This window comes from Rhodococcoides navarretei, from assembly GCF_038069675.1.
Taxonomy (GTDB): Bacteria; Actinomycetota; Actinomycetes; order Mycobacteriales; family Mycobacteriaceae; genus Rhodococcoides; species Rhodococcoides navarretei.
In genome coordinates this window covers 1,431,179-1,452,555 of the sequence record NZ_JBBPCN010000001.1, presented here as the reverse complement: position 1 = coordinate 1,452,555, position 21,377 = coordinate 1,431,179, and the positions used below count along the sequence as shown (strand labels likewise).

The window sequence follows — 21,377 nt, the reverse complement described above, 5'->3', positions numbered from 1 at the left end:
CCTAAATGCCGAGGTAGGCAGCTTTGACTCGCTCGTCGTGTGCCAGTTCGGGTCCGGTGCCGGTCAGCACGATCGACCCGCTTTCGATGACGTAGGCCCGATCCGAGATGGCGAGTGCCTGCGCGGCGTTCTGTTCGACGATCAGCACGGTCACACCCGAATCACGGATACGTACGATCGCGTCGAGAACTTGAGCTGCCAGCTTGGGAGCGAGCCCGACGGACGGTTCGTCGAGTGTCAGTACCCGCGGCTTCGACATCATGGCGCGCCCGATGGCGAGCATCTGCTGTTGACCGCCGGACATCGTGTTGGCCCGCTGTTCTCGTCGTTCGGCGAGAATCGGGAACAGGGCGTAGACCTGGTCGAGGGACTCCTTCACGCCGCTGCGTTTCTGGGTGTACGCGCCCATCTCGAGGTTGTCGGCCACGGTGAGGCTGCCGAACAACGCCCGATCCTGGGCGACGTGCACCAGCCCGGCTCGCACGATCCGGTCCGCGCGCATCCCATGGATTGCAGTGCCGTCCAGCATGATTTTGCCACCGGACGTGGACACCAGGCCGGACAGCGCACGCAGCGTTGTCGTCTTGCCCGCACCGTTCGCGCCGATCAGGGAGACGATCTCGTGCCGTTCGACCGACAGGGTCAACCCGTGCAGGATCTCGAGCCGACGGTATCCGGCGTGCAGGTTGTCGATTTCGAGCATCATGCAGTCTTCTCCTCTCCGAGGTATGCCTCGACGACGCGGTCGTCGGCAACGACCGTGCGTGGGTCGCCCGAGGTGAGCACTGCACCTTCGTGCATGACCACCAGACGCTCGGACAGGGCCATCACCGCCGCCATGATGTGCTCGACGAACATCACCGTCTGACCTTGCTGATGCACCGTGCGCAGCAGTTCGATCATCGGTGCCCGCTCGGCTGGAACGAGCCCGGCGAGTACCTCGTCGAGGAGTACCACGCGCGGTTCCATGGCCAGTGCGCGCGCGAGTTCGAGTCGTTTGAGGCCTGCCGTCGACATGGTCGAGACCTTGCCGCCGACCTGGTCGGACAGCTGGACACGGTCCAGAACTTCGAGGGCATGCCGCCGGGCATCCTTACGCGACTTGCGCTTCGACAATGCGGCGATGGTGACGTTCTCGAGCACCGACATCGAGTCGAAGGGGCGCATCAACTGGAACGTCCGCACCAGCCCGGCGCGCGCGATCTTGCTCGCAGGCCATCCGGTGATGTCCGTTCCGTCGAAGATCACTCGCCCTGCTGTCGGGGGCTGCTCACCCGACAGCAGGGAGAACAGGGTCGTCTTTCCTGCCCCGTTGGGACCGATGATGCCGAGGAATTCGTGCTCGGGTACATCGAGGCTGACCTCGCGCACCGCGTGGATGCCAGAGAAGGACTTGCTCAGGTTCTCGATGGTCAACAAACTCATCGGTTCCACCTCTCACGGATCGTCCCGAAGATTCCCTTGGGCAGGAAGATCACGATCGCGATCAGAATTACCGAGTACGCGGCAACGTCCAATCCGATTGTGCCCTGCAGGAATTCGAGGAAGGCAGGTGGGTTTCTCAGCAGCTGATTGATCAACTCCGACAACGGCCCGATCACGGCTGCACCGATGACCGGCCCCCAGATCGTTCCGATGCCGCCGATGACGGCCGGCACGATCGCTTCGACGGAAACGGCCGAACCGAAGGCCTGTTCCGGGCCCACGAAGAAGTAGTACTGCGTGTAGTAGACGCCGGCGACGGCGGTGAGGGCACAGCTCGCAGCAACGGCGATCAACCGATACTTCATCGTGTCGATACCGAGCGAGGCTGCGGCAGTTTCGTCGTCGCGGGTGGCCTGGACGAATTGCCCTGCCCTGGAACGGGTGTAGAAGATGGTGCCGAGAACCGCGAGGGTCAGGATGACCAGCGGGATCCAGACGTAGTTGGGGCTGCCCTTCTCGAACTGCAGCATCCACCACGAATCACGCGGCAGAATGGGCACATTGAAACCCTCGGTCTTGTTGAACACCTCCAGGTTCTGCACCAGCAGCAGGAACATCTGCGCAAAAGCGAACGTGGCCAACGCGAAGTAGGACCCGGCGAGCCGGTAGCGCAGGCACAGATAGGCGATGAGCGTTCCCACCACAGCCGAGAGAGTCGCCGCGATGATCATCGAGATCCACGGCGATACACCGTGGTCGACCAGCAGATACGCGCCGGTGTACGCACCGATTCCGAAGAAGGCGGCGTGTCCGAAACTGAACATGCCGCCGAAACCACTCATGATGTTCCACGCTACGGCCATCAGCGCGAAGATCAGGGTGCGGACGGCGACCGTCTGCGCCTGCTCACCGAGAATCAGTGGCAATGCCGACACCACGACGAATCCGATTGCGAGCGTGATCAACTGGCGACGGAGCCAGGTGTCTTTCAGTCGTGGGTCGTCGTGCACCGCGCTGGGTGCAGCAGCTGTCGTTGTCATCGGCGCGCTCCGTACAATCCTTCGGGCTTGAGAAACAGGACGAGAACGAACACCGCGAATACCAGGATCAGCGAGCCTGTTCCGGGGAGGTACAGCGCGCCGACGGTCTGCACCAGGCCGATGACGAGGCCACCGACCATGGCTCCGACGACACTTCCGAGTCCGCCGAGAACCACGATCACGAACGCCAGGATGGTGAATTGCTCTCCGACCGACGGCGTCAGGCTGGTGAACGGCGTCATCAATCCGCCGGCGACCGCGACACAGGCCGCGCCGATACCGAAGGTGAGCGCATAGACCCGCCCGATGTCGACGCCGACCAGTTTGGCTCCCTCGGAATTGGATGCGACTGCGCGAATGGACAATCCGAGTGGCGTCCGCTTCAGCACCGCGGTGAGCGCGACGGCCACCAACGCAGCCCCGATGAACGCGATCACGCGTGGCCACGCCGCGACGGCGCCGAGTACGTCGAGGGAACCGTCGATCGGAGCCTGCACCGATTGCGGTCGCCCACCGAAGATCATCAGCAGCACGTTGATGATCAGCAGCGACAGACCGAGGGTGACCAGGAGCGGCCCGTCGTGGCTGCCACTGACGGTCAGTTTCGTCAGCAGTGTTGCCTGAACGACCATGCCGAACAGGAACATCACCGGAACCGCCAGCAGTGTCGCGAGATAGACCGGCAGACCTGCGGTGGACAACGCGTACACGATGTACATCGCCATCGTCAGCATCGCGCCCTGGGCGAAGTTCACGATTCCGAGGACACCGAAGATGAGCGTCAGTCCGACGGAGATCAGTGCGTACACACCGCCGAGGAGAAGTCCGGAGACCACCGACTGTGTGACCAGGCCCTGATCTTTCCCGCCGACGAGATAGATCACCGCCATGATGACGACGATCGCTGCTGCGACCGGGATACCGGGGTTCAGACCCGAGAGGCTCTTCTTTCCCGTTTTCTCCGCAGTCGAGGTAGCGGCCGTCACTGGCCGGCTCCTACGGGGAACTCGATTGCGGCCGTGGCGAATTCCTCGGGGAACACCTGGGCGACTGCTCCGTCGCGAACCTGCATGACGATGACGGTGGCGTTCTTGTTCTGCCCGGTTTCGTCGAACTCGATCGGTCCGCTGAAGGCGAGCAGCGGATCCTCGATCGAGACACCGGAGATGGCGTCGCGCAGATCTTCCGGATCACTCGATGCTCCGTCGTTCAGGCCCGCCGCGATGACCTCGACCGCCTGGTAGGACAGCATTGCCGCGGTTTCCATGGGCCGTCCGTATTCGGCCTCGAACCGCGAGCGGATATCGGTGACGCGGTCGCTGGTGGCGTCGTAGTGGTAGTTGGCGCTCAGCACGCCTTCGCCTGCCGCGCCTGCAGCACTGGGGAACGAGCTGTCGTCGAACGCGCCGTTGGCAATTCCGTAGACCCCTTTGACGTTCAAGTTCAACTGTTCCACCGCGCGGGCGATCAACAGACCGTCCGGGTAGTAGCCGGTGGCGACGATGACGTCGGGATTGGACACTGCGGCCTCACGGACCTGAGTGGTGGCGTCCGAGAAATTGGTTGCGGGATAGGTGATTTCCTGCACCGATGAGATTCCCTGGTTGGCCGCCTCGGCCTGGAACGCGTCGAAGACGCTGTCTCCGAAGGATCCCTCGATGTGCAGGTAGGACACTCGGTCGATGGGCTGACCGGTCTGCTCCTCGATAGCGGCCAGTGCCTTGGCACCATCGGTTCCCATGCTGGAAGCGTTCGGCTGCATGCGGAAGGAGTACTGGTAACCCTGGTCGAGGATCTTGTCGTCCACCGCCACATCGATCACGAGCGGCACCCGGGATCGCTCGGCGACCGAGGCGACGTTCTGCGTGACATCACTCTGGTACGTGCCGATGAGCGACACCGCGCCCTCGTCGATCAGTCGCTGCGCCTCACTCTGTCCGACCTCTGCTTTGCCCTGACTGTCGCCCGACACCAATTCCAACTGCCGACCGTCCATGGACGAAATGCCGCCCGCTGCATTGATATCGGCCACGGCGAGTGCCGCACCGTCGTTCATCAGCCCGCCCACACCTGCCAGAGCTCCGGTGGTGGGGTGAACCGATCCGATCTTGATGGGTCCGGAGTCGTCCGAACCGGTGGAGGAGCCACATGCTGCCGCACCCACGACTGCAACGGCTGTCAGCACACCTACGAGCTTCTTCATTGTCGAATCTGCCTTCCGCGCCCATCGGCGCCGAGTCGAACCACTGGGCGGAACCAACCGTTCCGCTGAGCGCACCATCAGATTGATGATTGATCTCGCTGGAATCGAGTATGGCACGCATCACGGCCTCAGAACAGGCTCTTCCGTCAATTTCTTGTTACGGGTATGGTTCGCCCAGCGGAACGGCCGCGTATCCCGAAAGGTGACACTTATGGTCAACAGGCCTGTACTGGAGACGTCGACGGGCACAGAGTCGGCCGATCGAGTTGCCGATGTGCTCATCGCCTTCGCCCAATCCGATCGAGCGCTCGGCGTGTCCGAGATCGCCCGCACCCTGGACCTGAGCAAGGCTGTGGTGCACCGCATTCTGCAATCGCTCGCATCACGATCGATCGTGCAGCCGGTGGCGGGCGAGTCGACGTATTCACTCGGCCCGGCGGCCATCGGACTCGGCACCAAGGCGTGGAGCCAGCTCGACGTCCGGTCCATCGCGGCTCCGGTGCTTCGCGCGCTGCGGGCGAACACACGCGAAACCGCAACGCTCTCGGTACTTGTCGGCCACCGACGCGTCTATCTCGATCAATACGAGAGCCCTCAGGAGGTGAAGATGGTCGTCGAGATCGGACCTCAGTACGCGTTGCACTCGGGCGCATCGAGCCGAGCGATCCTGGCGTTCCTCCCCGATCGGTTCGCGGAGGAGGCCTTTCAGGAACTGCGCAGCAATTCTCCTGACGCCGACGAGACCCGCTTTCGCGCTCGCCTCGCCGAGATCCGCACCAACGGATACGCAACCTCGACGAACGAGCGAAACACCGGTGCAGCCTCGATCGCCGCGCCGTTCTTCGACGCCGCAGGGCACGTGCTCGGTTCGGTCAGCTCCTCCGGCCCCGCCTTCCGCTACTCATCGTCCGCAGACGACGAACACATCGTTCACGCCGGCCAAGTTGTCGCGGCGGCCCAGTCCATCACCACCATCCTGGAAGCGCGTGCAGCTCGATGACCCCCACCTCCGCCCGGTCGTTCCTCTACGTACCGGCGAACAAGCCCGAATTGTTCGACAAGGCCGCGGGCGGTGCCGCCGACGCTGTGATCATCGACCTGGAGGATGCGGTTCCACTGCCGGAGAAGGACCGGGCGCGTGCCGCTCTCACGCGATGGTTGGCCTCGGAGCCGTCGACCGATACCCAGATCTGGATCCGCGTCACCCCCGAATTCATGACGCAAGACCTCGAGGCCGTCGCCGAGGGCGGAGTCACCGGCATCATGGTGGCGAAGTGTTCGGTCGAGTCACTCACGCGTGCAGACCGATTGCTCACCCAGCACAATCTGGGCGAGGTCGAACTCATCGGCCTCATCGAGACCGCGCACTCGCTGCGCGCCCTGCCGGAAATGGCTCGATGCAACAGAGTACGAACCTTCGGGATCGGTGAGGTCGACCTGCTCGCCGATCTACGGATCACCCGTTCGGCGGCCACCGAGCCGATGATCGACGCTGTTCGCCTGAACGTCGTGATCGATTGTGCTGCTGCGGGACTGGCGGCACCTATTGCACCGACGTCCACCGATTTTCGTGACCTGGACGGTTTCGTCGGCACCACAGAACGTTTCGTGCAGATGGGATTCCGAGCCCGGACTGCGTTGCACCCCCGTCAGGTTCCGATCATCAATGCAGCGCTCACGCCGTCGGTGGACGATGTCGATACAGCACGTCGACTGGTACAGCTCTACACGGATTCGCAGGGCGGACCGACCGTCGACGACAACGGACGGTTCGTCGACGAGGCAGTGGTCCGGGGCGCGCGAGAGATTCTCGGCCGGGCCTGAACTGGTCGAACTTGCAGCTCGGGCACCGCCACACGAGTGACGGTGCCCGAGGACTGTCCTATTGCTGCGTGGGCGATTTCAGATCGGTCAACGGCGCAAGCAGTGCTCCGATGTCGGTCAGGTCTCCGAGTCGATCGCATCGACCGGCAAGGTCCTTCAGCTCGACTTCGGTGAGGAACGGCCGTGCGTTACTGGTGAACTTGGTCGAGACCTCGTCGAAGGACAGCGGTCGTTCGGGTCCGCCACGCGTGGTGAGTACCTCTTCGACCAGCACTGTTCCGTCGATCAGTGTTGCGGTCAGCACCGCCGGGAACTGATGCGGGAAGATGGCGTCGCACTTCGGATCCGGTACGACGTCGACCTTGGCCATCAGGGCCCGTCGATCCGCCGACTTCGCCAACTCGTCGGTGTAGTCCTCCAGTGCCGCACCGAGTCCGCCCCCACCCAGCAGGCCGACGACCACGGCGTACGGGCCGCTGAACTGCGCCATGTAACCGGTCTCGGGCGTGCGCTTGACATCGATGGGTTCGCCGATGGTACGCAGATTCGCAGCGGGCACCCCGAGCTCGAGCTTCTCGATCTGCTCCGGCCGGATTCCCCTCGCCCGCAGAGCTGCTCCCGCGTCGATTGCGGCATGGGTGAAGTGATTGGCGGGATACGGCTTGAAGAAGATTCTGGGAACGGCCCACTCGGTGCCGAGTCCGTCCAGAATCTCGTTGGCTCGGCCCGGCTCGTGCAGCCAGGCCTGGAAGAAGCCGAACCGTCCTTCGAGGACCGTCGGCGGCCCCGTGATCCCATGTCGCGCAAGCCCTGCCGCGGAGAGCGCGGAGTGCGCAGCCCAACCGCAGTGCACGCGCTTGACGGTGCCACCGGTGCGGTTGGCCTCGATGATGCCCGACGCCATCGACGCGGCAATACCCATCGTGTCCACGATCTGCTCCTCGGACGCACCACCGATGACAGCGGCGGCCACGGCGCTTCCCATCGCACCGCAGATGGACGTCGCGTGCTGGCCGTGCTCGAAGAACACCGAGTTCTTGGTGGCCGGGTCGAATCCCGCCATACCGATGCGCACACAGACTTCGAGCCCGATCGCGATGCCTCGTACGAGTTCTCGACCGTCGGCTCCGTGCTCCTGAGCGGCAGCGAGAGCCGCGGGCACCACGCTGGCGCTCGGGTGCAGGATCGACGGGAGGTGTGTGTCGTCGAAGTCCAGTGAGTGTGCGAGCACTCCGTTGACGAACGCTGCCAACGCGGGAGGAAGGGCAATGTCGAGGCCGATCGCGGATGCCGTTGCTGCCCCGCCTTGTTCACGGGCCCATTCGGTCGCGGCCTTGCTCGTCTCCAGGTCGGTAGCTGCCACGGCGATCCCGAGCGTATCGAGCACCCGCATCCCCACCGATGCGATCACGGCGTCGGGCAGATCCGGATAGCGGGTGGTCGCAGCAAAATGCGCCAGGTGTTGCGCGAGTGTGCGTTCGGTCATGCGGACGTCACCGCCAGCGGCCGGACCGGCGAACCCGTTGCACCAAAGATGTTGAGCGGAACGAGAACGAACGTGAACTCGAACAATTCCTGCTGGGAGAGCTCTTCGAGGTCCAGCGCTTCGATGATGTAGATCCCGCTCTCTACCAGCAGAACTCGGTGCGCGGGTAGCAGCGCATGTCCGCCACCGGGGGCGAGCCGCTCGAACGCGATCGTATCCGCACCCGCAGCGTGGACACCCTTGTCCGCCAGCCACTGCGCGCCGGCTTCTCCGACCCCGGGAACTCCGGACGGACCACCGACGTAGGGCAGCCCCTCAGCGAACAACTGCCCCCAGCCGCTGCGGATCAACACGACATCGCCTCGTTCGATCTCGATTTTCTCTGCAGCGCATGCCGATTGCAGATCGTCGACGGTGATCTCGTATCCACCCTCGCAACGACCGACACCGAGGAGTCTCGGGATGTCGAGCAGCACACCACGGCGGATCATGGGTTCGATGGTGTGCACGCCGTGTTCGACGTATTTACCGCCCAGGCACGACTGACCGGCATCGGCCCCGCCGTGCAACTTTCCGTCGTGACTGACGTGGGCCAGCGCGTCGATATGAGTGCCCACATGCGTTCCGGTGGTGATCATGTCGTTCGCAGCGCTACCGCCATCCGCTCTGGTCACGTCACCGTGTCTACGCGGCAGGGTGTGCCAGAACTGCGGATGATTGGGCGATTGCGGCATGCCGACTCTCAACTGCCTACCGAGATCGACTGCGCGCACGCCCCCCTGGACTGCACGAAGAAGTTGATCGGACATTGCTTCTTCTCCTCGTTAGACGCTGCGCGCGCACCTCGCACCAGCGTAAATATTGTTTCGCCAGACGGAACGCTAATGACCTGCAAGAAGCCGTTCCAGCGGTAGACCGAGCGTAGCAGTCCCCTGCTCGCACGTCTCGATCATTGACTCTTTCTTTTTCGGCCTTCTACAGTCCACGGATGAACGGTTCTTCCGCGTTTCGCTCAACGGAACATATGTCTGCGGTGGACGCCTTGGCCACAGTGATGGTCGAACTCACAAGTGCGCCCCTGCCCGCACCGCTCGACGACCGGATTCGGTTGATTCTGTTCGATCTGCTGGGTGTCACCCTCGCCGGTGCCCGCACCGCCGAGATGGTCGCGGTGCGTCGTGAGTGGGATGCGGAGCCCGGATCGACGTACCCGATAGGCGGAAGCGTCGGCACCACCATCGACACGGCAGCCGAGCTCGACGCCATCGCATCGTGTTGCCTCGAGCTGGACGAGGGCAACAAGTACGCCGCCGGACATCCCGCCGCACATGTGCTTCCAGCGGCGATCGCTGCGGCCAGGCTGGCACCTACGCCGATCCCGGGTTCGACGTTCTTGGCGGCCGTCGTGGCGGGCTACGAGGTTGCTGCCCGATTCGGCTGGGCACTGACCCGCCACAGTTCCTGGCACACCCATGGGCACTGGGGTGCTACCGGTGCTGCCACGGCAGCGGCATTGCTTCGTGGCGCCGATGCGAACGAGGTCGCGGCGGCGATCGACTCGTCGTCTGCGCTGGTTCAAGTGGCACCATGGGCAGTGGTCCTCGACGGAAACTTCTCACGAAACCTGTGGATCGGCGGTGCCGCGCGCGCGGGCGTGAACGCGGCCAGGCTGGCTCGATCGGGGGTAGTGCACAACTCGGGGGCTATCGAACACACCCTGGGCGCACTGGTAGGGACGCTGGACACCGCCCGACTGACCGAGGACCTCGGCGATCGTTGGCTCACGTTGCAGGGCTATACGAAGCAACACGCCAGCTGCTCGTACACGCACGCCGCGGTGGACGCCGTACAGAGCCTGCGCGCGAGTGCCGACTGGTCTGCAGAGGACGTCGAACATGTACGGGTACGGACACATTCGCTGGCAGAACCCCTGTTTCGCCGACATCCCTCCAGCAGGCTCGGTGCCATGTTCTCGCTGCCGTTCGTCGTGGCAGCCGCCTTGGTTTCCGACGAGATAGACGTCGATTCTCTGGATCCCCGAGGTGCCGGCTTCTCCGCGGCCGAATCGTTGAGCGACCGTGTCGACGTCACGACATCGACCGAGCTCGACGCGCTGCTACCAGAGCGCCGAGCCGCCGAAGTGACGATCGAATTTCGGGACGGAACCACTCTTTCTGCGACCGCCCCCAATCCGGTGGGCGACATCGACCATTTCCCGATGAATTTCAGTGCGGTGCGCGCCAAGATCGCTCGTTTGGTCGGCGAATCCGATACCGCAGTCATCGAGGACATCGTCGACTCCCTCGGCGATACCGAGGACGTTGCAGCGCTGTTGCGCGCACTACCGAGTCGCTAGCGTCGACCGATGAGTACCTCGTCGACGAACTCGTCTGCAGCGCAGAACAATTTCTGCCGCAGCGAATCCGGCACAGTGACCGTCAGCTGCACGAGGTACTGATCGACGATGTGGTGGACAACCACGTAGCGGGTCCGCGCGAAGAGCAGATGCCCATCCCACTCGTACCGACCGGCGATCGCGACGGACGGTAGTCCGCGCAGCGATGCTCGATCGCGGCTGACCTCGACCCAGCCCGGCAACGTCCGTGTATCTCCGAACCCGCACTCCAGCAGGGACACCGGGTCCACCGATCGCGTCAATTTCCCCACCAGCGCCAGAGCATTCGGCACGAACCCGTCGACGGCGTTCGCCGGCGAACACAGCACCGCGGTGGCATGCGGGAACAGGTGCTCGGGAACCACGTCCCAGCCCGGCATCGTCGGCAGTTCGAGACCGAATCTGCTGCACTCGTCCAGATGTACCGGAACGGGCTCGACACCCTGCTGCTGCAAGAAGCTCTGCATCGAATGTTCCCGAGTAGTCACTGGACGTCCCGTCGACCCGACATCGATGCCGCTCGGTCTGCTGCGATGCGATCGAGGAACCGGGGCGGGCGAAGCAATTCTCGTGCGTCGTCGTGAGCAAGCTGTTCGCGCGCCCATGGATTGTCGCGACACCATTGCAACAGAGCAAGCAACGAATTGGGCTCGACCTTTTTCTCGCACACCATCAGCGTCAGTTCCTGATCCAATTCACTGTCGGCTTCGCGATACACAACGCGGACGGTGGGGTACAGATGCGGATGGGGGACCGCCGGATTCGGATGTGTCTGTGGCTGCAGGCCGACAATCCCGTCCCACGGAACAACCGTGACGTCGCTGGTCACCTTCCATGCCCGACGTCGATAGATCTCCTGCACTATGCCGTCGGGATGCAGTGAAATTCTCGTCCGGTTGACGATGACGAATCCCAGAACGAACCACAGAAGGCCCACCGGGGCTCCGACGAGCGTCGAGATCTCCGCCCTGAACTGGCGACGTCCAGGTTCGTCGTCCTTCCAGTAGAAGTACGAAAAGCCGAGCAGAACCGCGAAGGCGAAGATGAAGCTCCGGATCAGGAAGTCTCCGCGCCCGGGCACGGACAAACCACGTCCCGCCGCAGCCACCTCGATCGGTCGCACGAAACGCGACAGCCGCGCAGACCCTACGCCGGACATCACCACAGACTGTCCGAGTGCCACGATCACCAGAAACGCGAGCCACAACACGCCCATGAGCACATCCGGGGGAAGGGGCTCGAACAGAAGGACGGGGGTCACAAGAATCGCTACGGATGCCCCAGCGAGACCGACGAACGCTATGAGCCACCCGACATGCACACTGCGCCAGGTTCGCACCCATAATGGTTTCTGCTGTCCTACAGGGCTTTTACGCAGCGAACAGACGGCGTGCTTCGAGATGGCGTTGTTGTCTTCGTCTCGGCTCATTTCCACTTCGCCTCGAACAGCTTGGACACGCCGTAATTGACGGCACCTCCGAGAGCAATACCGATCGCCGCGCCGGCCACCGTGCCGGGTCCCGGAACGATCGAACCCGCCACGCTGCCGATGGCACCGAACACCCATGTCGTGGCGGCCCCGGCAGCGATGGGTGCTGCCTCGACGATGACGGCCTTGGTCGGGTCCATCCCGTCGTCGATGTTCTGAGCGAATCCGGGGATCGCTCCGGCCACACCACCGAACGCCCCGAGTCCGCGGCCGATGTTTCTGGCGACGTCGTCCACGGAACCGACACCTGGAAATTCGAGTGCTCTCCTCGTCACGTCGGCCATGCCTCCGATCACTGTCGACGCTATGGTCGTCGGCCAGTCCGGCACCCATGAGAACGATCCATCCGAGTTCTCGACGAACTTCCCGGTAGGGCTGCCGAGCGCAAGCGCGGTCAACAGCTTTGTGGGCTCGGCCAACTGCTGCGCAGCGTCGAGGGCGGCCCGCTCTGCCTGTTTCAGCGCATCTTGGATGTCCTCGGTCAACTGAGCTGCAGCAGAGCGCAGTTCGTCGGCCTGGCGTACCTTTTCCTCGCCGAGGCTGTCCGGTATCAGCGCAATCATCCCGTCGGGATCGACCACACCGTCTGCCCGTACGGCGAACCCGCTCCTGGTCGCCGCAGACACCTGCGCCTGCAGATGCGTCTTCGCGGCGTCGACCATTCCTGCTGCGGTCGCGAATGCCGCACCGAGCAAATCGATCTCACCGCACACCGAGCTCATCCTGGAGCATTCGGTCACCACTCGTTCGGCCGCGGCGGCTGCTGCCTCGCCGGTCCACGTCTCGGCCAGCACGTCCTGCTCCTCCAACACCCCGGTGCGCTGGCCGTTGACGCGTTCGACAATCTCGGCCAGTTCGATCATCGTCTTGCGCATCGACTCCGGCTCCCAGCCCGCGACGTGCGGAACCGTCGGAGTCATTTCGGCTCGTCCATCGCAGCGAGGCGGCGGGCGAGTTCGTCGTCGGCGATCTCGTAGTTCTGTGCGACACCACGCGCGATGTCCGCGACGCATTCGGCCCGACCGGCCAATGCTGCAACAGCTCCTGAAGCCGCCGCGGCCGCCGCTGCACACGCTGCGTGAAAGTCGCTTCCCTGCAACGCATTCTCCGATGTACGGAACGGTGCCAGCGCGTCCAACTCACGGATTGCCGCTCCGGTCCCCGACAACACATTCGAGAACTGCCGCAGGATCACTGGATCCACATTCACTGTCATGACGCTCCCCCGATTCGTACCGAATCGACGCCCGGTGAATCGGCGTCATCGGGTTTGACGCAGCGAGCCCGTGATCGGTTCCGTGCCGAAGCTAGGATCGCGACAGTTCCAGTCGCTCACGAAGCGGTGGTGGCACCAGCAAGTCGGGTGAGTCGTAGCCGGTCATGAGAATCCGGTTGACCGGGCCGTCCGTGCACCACTTCATCAATGCCAGAACGGCATTCGGCTCGGCTGCGAGCAAATGGATGCGAATCGCCATCCGGTCCGGTTGATCCAGCCGGTCGCGGGGACGCTCGATATCGAGCCCAGTCGCTCGGACGTACAGTACGGGCTCGGTGAACCCACTCCCCCGCTTCTCTGACGTTCGGTACGTCGAGGCCTCGTACTGCTCCACATCGTCCCAGCTCACGCGAATGTCGTGAGTGCGCGGAACGAAGAACATCCACGACCGTCGGCGTCTGACGAATCCGTCCGCGAACAAGCGCAGTTCGACGCTACTGCGAAACCCGAGCGTCACCAGCAGCACGACGGCACCAGTTCCGGCGATCGGCATGCCAACCGGAGCCAACATCTCGCTCCTGGCCAGAGCGACCCCGATCCCCGTCACAGCGATCGACGCAAACACGATCAACCAGAGCTTGGCCGTCCGGGGCGGAATGGACATGCCGCTCCCGTGTACGTCGTCCTCGATGCGCCGGACGAATCGGACCGGGATCCCCCACCGAATCACGTTGTCGTGGAGCCCGACCCAGGCGCAGATCACCACCGCCAGCAGAACCATCGGACCGATAGTGTGCCAAGGGTCGTCACCGCGCACTGCGAGCTGGCCACGATGGATCGAAACCGCCACCACTGCCACGGTTGCGATGATTGCCTGCCACAGGCGTCCCAACGTGTTCGGCCAGTACGGGACCCAGGTGGGTCGTTCTGCGTCGGTGTACTTCGTTTCACTCATGCGTCCCCCACAGTCGGTATCAGGTGTTGGACGCACCGGTGGTGCGATCGGTTCCCTGCTGCTCGGTTCGATGAGACGGGGATGCAACGCGTACCGTTGGCGCGGCTAACGACTTAGGAGGGCAACCGCAATGAACGGCCGTCGACTATCGTTCGCTGCCGCGGCCGGACTCGCGGCCGCGATGGGCGTCGGGCGATTCGTGTTCACGCCGCTGCTACCGATCATGGTCGACGCGGCGGAGGTGACCCCGAGCAGCGGTGCCGTCATCGCGACCGCGAACTACGCCGGCTATCTCGTCGGCGCAATCGTCTTGTCCGTGCGCCCGTCGATCAACACGACGACATCGTTCCGACTGTGGACAGTGGTCCTCGTCGCCAGCGAGTTGGCCATGGCCGCAGTCCATTCCACTGCAGCGTTCTCTGCCCTGAGATTTCTGGCGGGCCTGGCGAGCGCCGCGGTCTTCATCGCCTGCGCGAGCACCGTCACGAAGCATCGCGCCGTCGGCGCCTCACCCGGTATCGCGTTCGGAGGCGTCGGCGCAGGCATCGCGGCGTCGGGAATTCTGACGCTGCTTCTCGGACCGCACCTGTCCTGGGAGGCGCTGTGGGTGTGCTCGGCGCTGCTGACAGTGGTCCTCGTCGCCCCGGCGTGGACGCTGCGGGTGCATGCCGAGCCCGCAACGCGGGCTGCGCCCGGCGACATCGACGGCAGGACCCGAACCGTATGGCGGACATTGCTGTTCGCGTACTTCCTCGAGGGTCTCGGCTACATCGTCGTCGGCACGTTTCTCGTGGCGGCGGTCGGTGGCCACGGCAGCACGTCGGTCGGTCCGGCGGTGTGGATCGTCGTCGGATTCGCCGCGGTACCGGCGACGGTGCTGTGGCAGGCAGTCGCCCGCCGAACCAGCATGCGCAACGCCCTGGTGGCGGCGTTCGCTTTGCAGTCGATCGCAGCAGTGCTCCCCGCCCTGACCGGGAACACCGTCGCCGCCGTGTTCTCGGCTCTGCTGTTCGGCGGAACGTTCATGGGCATCACGATGCTGACGATGAGCACCGCTCAGACACTGCCCATCGGACGTACCGCGGCAACACTGACGGCCGTCTACGGCGTCGGGCAGGTACTCGGCCCACTGATCGTCGCACCCGCCATCGGGGACTCCTACTCGATCGCCTTCGCCATCGCGACCGGGGTACTGGTGCTGGGAACCGTAGCTTCCGTCCGAGTGTTGCGGCTGTCCGCGTAGGGCCACCAGCAAAACCGGTTCGGTCCCGACAGGAGTATCGCCACGTGACGGAGATCGCGCCGGGCCTCTACCTGGGCTTTCCTCTTGCGGTGGCGGTCGCTCTGCATTTCTATGTTTGATACGCCCTCGGCACAGGGAAGGCGTCGAACTGGCGCACGTGAGGCACATCGATCCGAACGCGCCACTACATTCGAGGAGAATTTCACATGCCCACCACAGTGGCCGATCAACTCGTTCGAGGACTCGTCGACGCCGGCGTACAACGCATCTACGGCATCGTCGGCGACAGTCTCAATCCAGTGGTCGACGCGGTGCGTCGAACCGGTGGATCGGCCAAGGGCGGCATCGATTGGATTCATGTCCGCCACGAGGAGGCTGCGGCGTTCGCTGCATCCGCCGACGCGCAGACCACCGGCACGCTGGCCGTCTGCGCGGGTTCGTGCGGACCCGGCAACCTGCATCTCATCAACGGCCTGTACGACGCACACCGTTCCGGCGCACCGGTTCTGGCGATCGCCTCGCACATTCCCAGCAGTGAGATCGGTTCGGGCTATTTCCAGGAGACGCACCCCGACCGCCTCTTCGGTGAGTGCTCGCTCTACAACGAATTCGTCTCCACCGCCGAGCAGGCACCTCGGGTGTTCCGCGCAGCGATCAATGCGTCCATCACCGGCGGTGGCGTGTCGGTCTTGACGCTCCCCGGCGACATCGCCGAGCTGTCGGCTGCCGGAACGATGGATCCGATCGCCATTCCCACCGCACCGGTGGTCACCCCTCCCACGGCGGACATCCAAAAGCTGGCCGACGCCATCAACAACGCCGAGAAGGTCGCCATCTTCGCCGGCTACGGCGTCAAGGGCGCTCACGACGAGGTGGTCGCGTTCGCCGACACCATCGGCGCTCCCGTCGGACATTCGTTGCGCGGCAAGGAATTCATTCAATACGACAACCCGTACGACGTCGGCATGACAGGGTTGCTGGGATACGGCGCGGCACACGCGGGGATCCACGACGCAGATCTGCTCATCTTGCTCGGTACCGACTTTCCGTATCAGCAATTCCTTCCCGAGGACGTCACCACCGCGCAGATCGACATAGATCCCACGAAACTGGGGCGTCGGACTTCGGTGCGGTACCCGATCCACGGGGATGTTCTCGCCACGCTGAATGCGTTGCAGCCGTTGGTCGATCGCAAGACCGACCGCCGCTACGTCGAGAAGTGGGTCGACAAGCACAACGATCTGATGGGCAAGACCGTCGGCGCGTACACCCGCAACGCCGAGAAGCTGGTCCCCATCCATCCCGAGTACGCGGCGTCGGTGCTCGATGACCTCGCTGCCGACGACGCCGTCTTCACCACCGACACCGGCATGTGCAACGTGTGGACCGCGCGCTACATCAACCCCACCGGCAGAAGGGCTTTCGTCGCATCGATGCTGCACGGTTCGATGGCCAACGCCCTGCCGCACGCGATCGGCGCACAGTTCGCCAATCCTGGCCGCCAGGTCGTCTCCATCTCCGGCGACGGCGGTTTCTCGATGCTGCTCTCCGAGCTGCTGACCGTCGCGATGTACAAGCTGCCCGTCAAGATCGTGCTGTTCGACAATTCGACGCTGGGCATGGTCAAGGCCGAGATGCTGGTCGACGGCCTGCCGGACTTCGGTGTCGACGTGCCCCAGGTCGACTACACCGGCATCGCTGCCGCAGCGGGTATCCACGCGCAACGCGTCGAGCAGCCCGAAGACATCCGCGGCGCGCTCGAGACCGCGTTCGCTGTCGATGGTCCCGCGCTGGTGCAACTGGTCACCGATCCGCTCGCGCTCTCGGTCCCGCCGACCATCACCGGGGAACAGATCAAGGGGTTCGCACTGGCGATGAGCAAGGTCGTGCTGAACGGCGGTGTCGGCGAGGCGGTTCGGATGGCCAAGTCGAATCTGCGCAACGTGCCGAGGCCGTAGACGACGTTGTCGAGCGCCCTGTGTGTCGGTGCGGGCATCGAGTACATCGGACGGGCAGTTATTGTCGACACACCGCCCAAACCGGACATCGCGATCCGGTCACCGACCATTTCGGAAGGTTCCACCATGGCCATCGACTACACCCGCAAGCCCTCGACCGGGCAGAACGCAGCGCAGCAACCCGGAGCACCCGTCAGCCTGAGCAAGGTGACGCTGTCCAAGGCGTCACCGACGATCAGCCTCACCAAGTCCGGCGAGAAGCAGGGTTCGATGCGGGTGAACCTCAACTGGTCGACCGGCGCACCCGCGGCACAGCCGAAGAAGAAGGGCTTTCTCGCCAAGCTGGCAGCCGCGTCGTACGGCTCCGGCGGCGTCGATCTCGACCTCGGGTGCCTCTACGAACTGCGTGACGGTTCCAAAGGCGTCGTACAGGCGCTCGGTAACAGCTTCGGCTCGCTGCAGGACGCCCCGTTCATCGCCCTCGACGGTGACGACCGTTCCGGCTCGGTCAGTGGCGGCGAGAATATGCACATCAACCTCGCGCACCCCGAGAAGTTCGCTCGGATTCTGATTTTCGCGATGATCTACGACGGCGCTCCGAACTGGGCCGCAGTGGACGGGGTGGTGACGCTGTACCCCACCAGCGGACCGCAGGTCGAGGTACGTCTCGACTCGGCCGAGAACTCCGCGCGAATCTGCTCGATCGCTCTGTTGGAGAACACTTCTGCAGGGATCACCGTTACCCGCGAGGTCGAATACATCCAGGGCAGTCAGGCAGACCTGGACAAGAAGTACGGCTGGGGCCTGCGCTGGGCGGCGGGCCGCAAGTAGTCAGAGGGGTTGCGGCGGAGTCATTTCCAGCCGAACGCCGATGAGACGGACCTCCCGGGTGTGGTCGAGGCGATCGACGAGGGCCACCGCCGCCGAGATCAGGATCTCGAGATCGAAGGTGGGCGCGCCGACGATCGGTGCGCTGACGGTGTGCGTCTCGAACGGCGCGTAGCGGATCTTCAGTGCCGCCCGAACGGCCGGCCGGTTCTCGGCCTCGATGTCGGCCAACACCTTCGACGTCAGACCGGCCACCTCGTCTCGGATGACCGCCCAATCTGCGACGTCGCTCTGAAACGTGACCTCACGGCTGTGTGACCGTGCAACCCACGGCTCGGACGTCACCGGTGCGAGGTCTGTACCTCGACCTTTCGTAGCGAGCCACGGACCGATCTTCGGTCCGAACGCGGCGGCGAGGTCCGCGTCCTCGGCATCGGCCAGCTCTCGGACTGTCGAGATGCCGAGGGCCGCCAGCCTCTTCGAGATCTTCTTGCCGATCCCCCACAGCGCGTCCGTACCGCGCTCGCCCATCACCTCGAACCAATTGTCCTGAGTCAGGCGATAGATACCCTGCGGTTTGTCGAAGTCGGTGGCGATCTTGGCTCGTAATTTGTTGTCTCCGATGCCGACCGAGCAATGCAGACCCGTCGCGTCGAACACAGCGTCGTGCACCGTCTGTGCGAAGCACTCCGGATCATCGGTCTCCACACCGAGAAACGCCTCATCCCAGCCGATCACCTCGACCACGACGCCCAACTTCCGCAGAGTGTCCATGACCATGGTCGACGCCTCGTCGTACGCCGGCTTGTCCACGGGGAGGAAGACCGCGTCGGGGATCTTCTTCGCGGCGATGCGCAGCGGTGTCAATGGACATCGGGAAGTGACCACAGGCGGTCACGAGAACTGCCCATGGGTGGCCAACAAGAACTGACCGGTGGCGGACACGAATCTGCCCATGTCGGGTTTGTCCGCCACCGGTCGAGCATCATGTCAGGTCAAGGGTTTGACCCCCTGACCGTGCAGGGCTTGGGCGAGGCGGACCGAATCGCCGCTGGTTTGGCATAGGTGCGCGTGGTGCAGCAGCCGATCGACCGTTGCAGTGGCGAGGGTCTTGGGCATCAGTTCGTCGAACCCGCTCGGGTGAAGGTTCGAGGAGATCGCGACGGACTTGCGTTCGTAGGCTGCTTCGACGATTCGGTACAGCCCTTCGGCGGCATCGGTCCCGACGGGCAACAGCCCGACATCGTCGATCACGACGAGTTCGGCGCGCACGATCTTCGCGATCGCTTTGCCGAGTGAGTCGTCGGATCGGTGCGCGCGTACGAGGACCCCGATCTGCTCGAGGGTGAACCACGCGACCGGCATCCCCGCTTGGATCACGTTCTGTCCCAACGCTTCGAGGAAGAATGTCTTGCCTGTCCCGGCCGGCCCGCAGACCACCAGATTCTCGCGGCGATGCACCCATTCGAGGGTCTGCAGGGCATGCTGGGTGGGAAGCGGGATCGATGATGCGTTCTCGTCCCAGACCTCGAAGGTCTTCCCGGTGGGGAATCCCGCTGCTTTGCGGCGGGCGGTCAGCATCGATCGTGCCCGGCCGGCGGATTCCTCTGAGAGAAGCGCTTTGACGACCTCGGCGGGGTCCCAGCGTTGTGCTCGTGCGGTGGCGAGGACTTCGGCGGCGATGGACCTGGCATGCGGCAGGCGGAGTTGCCGCAGCAGCGTTTCGAGGTCGGTGGGGAGTTCCGCTGTGACGGTGTTCATCGCTGACCTTCGTTCGTCTCGTCGGCGGTTTTGTGTTCGATAGCGTTGCTGCCCAACAAGTTCCATCCTGATGTGCCTTGCGTGAGGGAGGTGGATTCGGATGCGCCGCGGCGGGTGAGGTCCATTCCCTTCGATGCGAGGATCGAGTCGAGGTCGCCGGTGGCGAAGCGGCCGTGCACCGCTGCGTGCCCGAGTGCCCAATCGACATCGCCCCGAACTCCGAGTCGCGCGAGATCGACCGCGTGCGACATTTTCAGGTATATCCGTTCGGTGCCGACCGCGGCGGCTTCCTTGAGCCATGTCGCGGCACCTTCCCCGATCGCGAGGAATTGCTGTTCGGATACTGTTCGCGCGCGGACGCTGTAGTCGCCGGGGATCCTCGGGTGATGTCCGGGGAAGTGGGCGTCGTCGATGGCGGGGCTGCCGGGTGTGGTGCGGGCGTGCCGGGCCACTTCGATCGGGCCACCGTCATCGAGAGCGCAGATGACGACCTCATCTGTCCCGTCGTGCAGTCTGACCCACACGCTCTGACCCAATAGTGTTGCTGGTGTCGAGTATTGGCAGTGATCAAAGGTGACCATCGGTGTGTTGTCGGGGACTCGGCGAGCGACTCCGAGGACTGCGGTGTGCGGCATGTCGGGGATACCGTGCAACTCGGGTCGTTCCTCGGCGAGCATCTCGTTCGGGACGCGGCGGGTGGCCCGATGTACTCGGGCGTTGATCTCGGTCATGAACGCCGTGCACGCGATTTCGACGTCGGCGAAGGTGGCGTACTGCTCGAGCAGGTTCGTCTCGGTGGGCACGATGTCGGCTTTGGCGAGTTTGACAGCGTTCTCCACTCCGCCTTTCGATGCAGGGTCCGCCGGTTGGCAGGTCAGCACGGTGATTCCGTAGTACCGACCGAAGGTGACCGCGGTGCGATTGCGGATCGGGACGCCGGCGACGTGGCCGGCGGTAACGGTCTTTTCGTTGTCGGTGAGCAGGTAGGTCGGTGCGCCGCCGATGATGCGGAAGACCCGGTCCAGGCCAGCGAAGACGCTCGCTGCGGTGCGGTCGCGTAGTGGGACCACGATGCGGTAGCGGCACCAGGCCAGCCAGGCGACGAGGAGCACGATCTTGCGGCCGTCGACGACCGGGCCGTCTCCGAAGTCGTACTGCAGCCACAGTCCTGGTTCGGTGATCCATGGCCGGTGCACTCTCGTATTGCCCAGTCTCCATTGGGTTTTGATTTCGGCGAGGGCGCGTCGAGTGGTGCGGTCGGCACCGGTGTAGCCGAGTGCGAGAAGTTTCTCGTGGGCTTTGTCGCCGCGGATCTTGCCCTTGGATTTGGAGACCCACTCTTCGAGGTATTCGAGCCAGTCGTCGGTGATTTTGGTTCGGTGGGTGGCCGGTGGCAGGCCGGCGTCTCGGTCTTCGACGGCCTTTTTCACGGTGTTGTGGGAGCAGCCGCACAAGTCTGCGGCGGCCCGCAATGATCCGGTCAGGTCGTATGCATTGAGTATGTCCATCAGTTCTCCGTCAGACTTCACGTGGTCTCTCCTGCGGTGGATTCGA

21 protein-coding genes are annotated in these 21,377 nt (G+C 64.0%); 6 read left to right on the top strand and 15 right to left on the bottom strand.

What is annotated here, in order from left to right; all coding sequences use genetic code 11:
- Position 1: 1 nt before the first annotated feature.
- Genes AABD04_RS07145 through AABD04_RS07125 form a run of 5 tightly spaced genes read right to left on the bottom strand, consistent with a single transcriptional unit; the run spans position 2 to position 4,668 of the window.
- Positions 2-706: an ABC transporter ATP-binding protein gene (locus tag AABD04_RS07145; protein WP_341440664.1), complete on the bottom strand. Its 705-nt coding sequence runs from the start codon at positions 704-706 to the stop codon at positions 2-4.
- On the bottom strand, positions 703-1,425 hold the full coding sequence (locus AABD04_RS07140) for an ABC transporter ATP-binding protein (RefSeq protein ID WP_243610921.1): 723 nt from the start codon (positions 1,423-1,425) through the stop codon (positions 703-705). The genes AABD04_RS07145 and AABD04_RS07140 overlap by 4 nt, the downstream gene beginning before the upstream one ends.
- Entirely contained in the window at positions 1,422-2,465 is a 1,044-nt protein-coding gene (locus AABD04_RS07135; protein ID WP_341440663.1) for a branched-chain amino acid ABC transporter permease, read from the bottom strand. The genes AABD04_RS07140 and AABD04_RS07135 overlap by 4 nt, the downstream gene beginning before the upstream one ends.
- A complete protein-coding gene (locus AABD04_RS07130; RefSeq protein WP_341440662.1) occupies positions 2,462-3,451 on the bottom strand; it encodes a branched-chain amino acid ABC transporter permease in 990 nt (329 codons plus the stop codon). Before AABD04_RS07130 ends, AABD04_RS07135 begins: the two co-directional genes overlap by 4 nt.
- Complete coding sequence (locus AABD04_RS07125) at positions 3,448-4,668, bottom strand: ABC transporter substrate-binding protein (RefSeq protein WP_341440661.1); 1,221 nt, start codon at positions 4,666-4,668, stop codon at positions 3,448-3,450. The genes AABD04_RS07130 and AABD04_RS07125 overlap by 4 nt, the downstream gene beginning before the upstream one ends.
- Positions 4,669-4,879: 211 nt before the next feature.
- On the opposite strand from AABD04_RS07125, the gene AABD04_RS07120 reads away from it, so the two are divergent.
- Both AABD04_RS07120 and AABD04_RS07115 read left to right on the top strand, forming a co-directional pair.
- Positions 4,880-5,668 carry an IclR family transcriptional regulator gene (locus tag AABD04_RS07120; protein WP_243610918.1) on the top strand — a complete coding sequence of 263 codons (789 nt, stop codon included), beginning with the start codon at positions 4,880-4,882 and terminating at the stop codon, positions 5,666-5,668.
- On the top strand, positions 5,665-6,492 hold the full coding sequence (locus AABD04_RS07115; RefSeq protein ID WP_341440660.1) for an HpcH/HpaI aldolase/citrate lyase family protein: 828 nt from the start codon (positions 5,665-5,667) through the stop codon (positions 6,490-6,492). The genes AABD04_RS07120 and AABD04_RS07115 overlap by 4 nt, the downstream gene beginning before the upstream one ends.
- 58 nt (positions 6,493-6,550) lie before the next feature.
- Here AABD04_RS07115 and AABD04_RS07110 read toward each other — a convergent pair whose 3' ends face one another.
- Positions 6,551-7,978 carry an MmgE/PrpD family protein gene (locus AABD04_RS07110; RefSeq protein WP_341440659.1) on the bottom strand — a complete coding sequence of 476 codons (1,428 nt, stop codon included), beginning with the start codon at positions 7,976-7,978 and terminating at the stop codon, positions 6,551-6,553.
- On the bottom strand, positions 7,975-8,787 hold the full coding sequence (locus AABD04_RS07105) for a cyclase family protein (protein ID WP_243595532.1): 813 nt from the start codon (positions 8,785-8,787) through the stop codon (positions 7,975-7,977). Before AABD04_RS07105 ends, AABD04_RS07110 begins: the two co-directional genes overlap by 4 nt.
- Positions 8,788-8,966: 179 nt before the next feature.
- Between AABD04_RS07105 and AABD04_RS07100 the strand changes: the two genes are divergently transcribed.
- Positions 8,967-10,334 (top strand): MmgE/PrpD family protein, encoded by a 1,368-nt coding sequence (locus AABD04_RS07100; protein WP_341440658.1) that lies wholly within the window; start codon positions 8,967-8,969, stop codon positions 10,332-10,334.
- On the opposite strand, the gene AABD04_RS07095 is transcribed toward AABD04_RS07100, so the two are convergent.
- The 5 genes from AABD04_RS07095 to AABD04_RS07075 all read right to left on the bottom strand — a co-directional run bounded on the left by AABD04_RS07095 (position 10,331) and on the right by AABD04_RS07075 (position 14,033).
- Positions 10,331-10,840: an LpqN/LpqT family lipoprotein gene (locus AABD04_RS07095; RefSeq protein WP_341440657.1), complete on the bottom strand. Its 510-nt coding sequence runs from the start codon at positions 10,838-10,840 to the stop codon at positions 10,331-10,333. The genes AABD04_RS07100 and AABD04_RS07095 overlap by 4 nt on opposite strands.
- 17 nt (positions 10,841-10,857) lie before the next feature.
- On the bottom strand, positions 10,858-11,589 hold the full coding sequence (locus AABD04_RS07090; RefSeq protein WP_341440656.1) for a hypothetical protein: 732 nt from the start codon (positions 11,587-11,589) through the stop codon (positions 10,858-10,860).
- Positions 11,590-11,798: 209 nt separating this feature from the next.
- Positions 11,799-12,782, bottom strand: a complete 984-nt coding sequence (locus AABD04_RS07085; protein ID WP_341440655.1) for a hypothetical protein — start codon at positions 12,780-12,782, stop codon at positions 11,799-11,801.
- Positions 12,779-13,078: a type VII secretion target gene (locus tag AABD04_RS07080; protein ID WP_341440654.1), complete on the bottom strand. Its 300-nt coding sequence runs from the start codon at positions 13,076-13,078 to the stop codon at positions 12,779-12,781. Before AABD04_RS07080 ends, AABD04_RS07085 begins: the two co-directional genes overlap by 4 nt.
- 91 nt (positions 13,079-13,169) lie before the next feature.
- Complete coding sequence (locus AABD04_RS07075; protein ID WP_341440653.1) at positions 13,170-14,033, bottom strand: hypothetical protein; 864 nt, start codon at positions 14,031-14,033, stop codon at positions 13,170-13,172.
- Positions 14,034-14,163: 130 nt separating this feature from the next.
- Between AABD04_RS07075 and AABD04_RS07070 the strand changes: the two genes are divergently transcribed.
- The 3 genes from AABD04_RS07070 (at position 14,164) to AABD04_RS07060 (ending at position 18,065) form a co-directional block, all read left to right on the top strand.
- The gene (locus AABD04_RS07070; RefSeq protein WP_243595539.1) at positions 14,164-15,276 is read left to right on the top strand and encodes a YbfB/YjiJ family MFS transporter; all 1,113 of its coding nucleotides are present in this window, start codon (positions 14,164-14,166) and stop codon (positions 15,274-15,276) included.
- A gap of 206 nt (positions 15,277-15,482) precedes the next feature.
- A complete protein-coding gene (locus tag AABD04_RS07065; protein WP_341440652.1) occupies positions 15,483-17,234 on the top strand; it encodes a pyruvate dehydrogenase in 1,752 nt (583 codons plus the stop codon).
- Positions 17,235-17,360: 126 nt separating this feature from the next.
- A complete protein-coding gene (locus tag AABD04_RS07060) occupies positions 17,361-18,065 on the top strand; it encodes a TerD family protein (RefSeq protein WP_243595541.1) in 705 nt (234 codons plus the stop codon).
- Here the strand turns inward: AABD04_RS07060 and AABD04_RS07055 are convergent, their stop codons facing one another.
- The 3 genes from AABD04_RS07055 to istA all read right to left on the bottom strand — a co-directional run bounded on the left by AABD04_RS07055 (position 18,066) and on the right by istA (position 21,352).
- Positions 18,066-18,929, bottom strand: coding sequence for a DNA polymerase IV (locus tag AABD04_RS07055; RefSeq protein WP_341440651.1), 864 nt, complete (start codon positions 18,927-18,929; stop codon positions 18,066-18,068).
- Positions 18,930-19,052: 123 nt separating this feature from the next.
- Positions 19,053-19,823: an IS21-like element helper ATPase IstB gene (istB, locus tag AABD04_RS07050; RefSeq protein ID WP_094665458.1), complete on the bottom strand. Its 771-nt coding sequence runs from the start codon at positions 19,821-19,823 to the stop codon at positions 19,053-19,055.
- Positions 19,820-21,352 carry an IS21 family transposase gene (istA, locus tag AABD04_RS07045; RefSeq protein ID WP_094665460.1) on the bottom strand — a complete coding sequence of 511 codons (1,533 nt, stop codon included), beginning with the start codon at positions 21,350-21,352 and terminating at the stop codon, positions 19,820-19,822. The genes istB and istA overlap by 4 nt, the downstream gene beginning before the upstream one ends.
- Positions 21,353-21,377 lie beyond the last annotated feature (25 nt).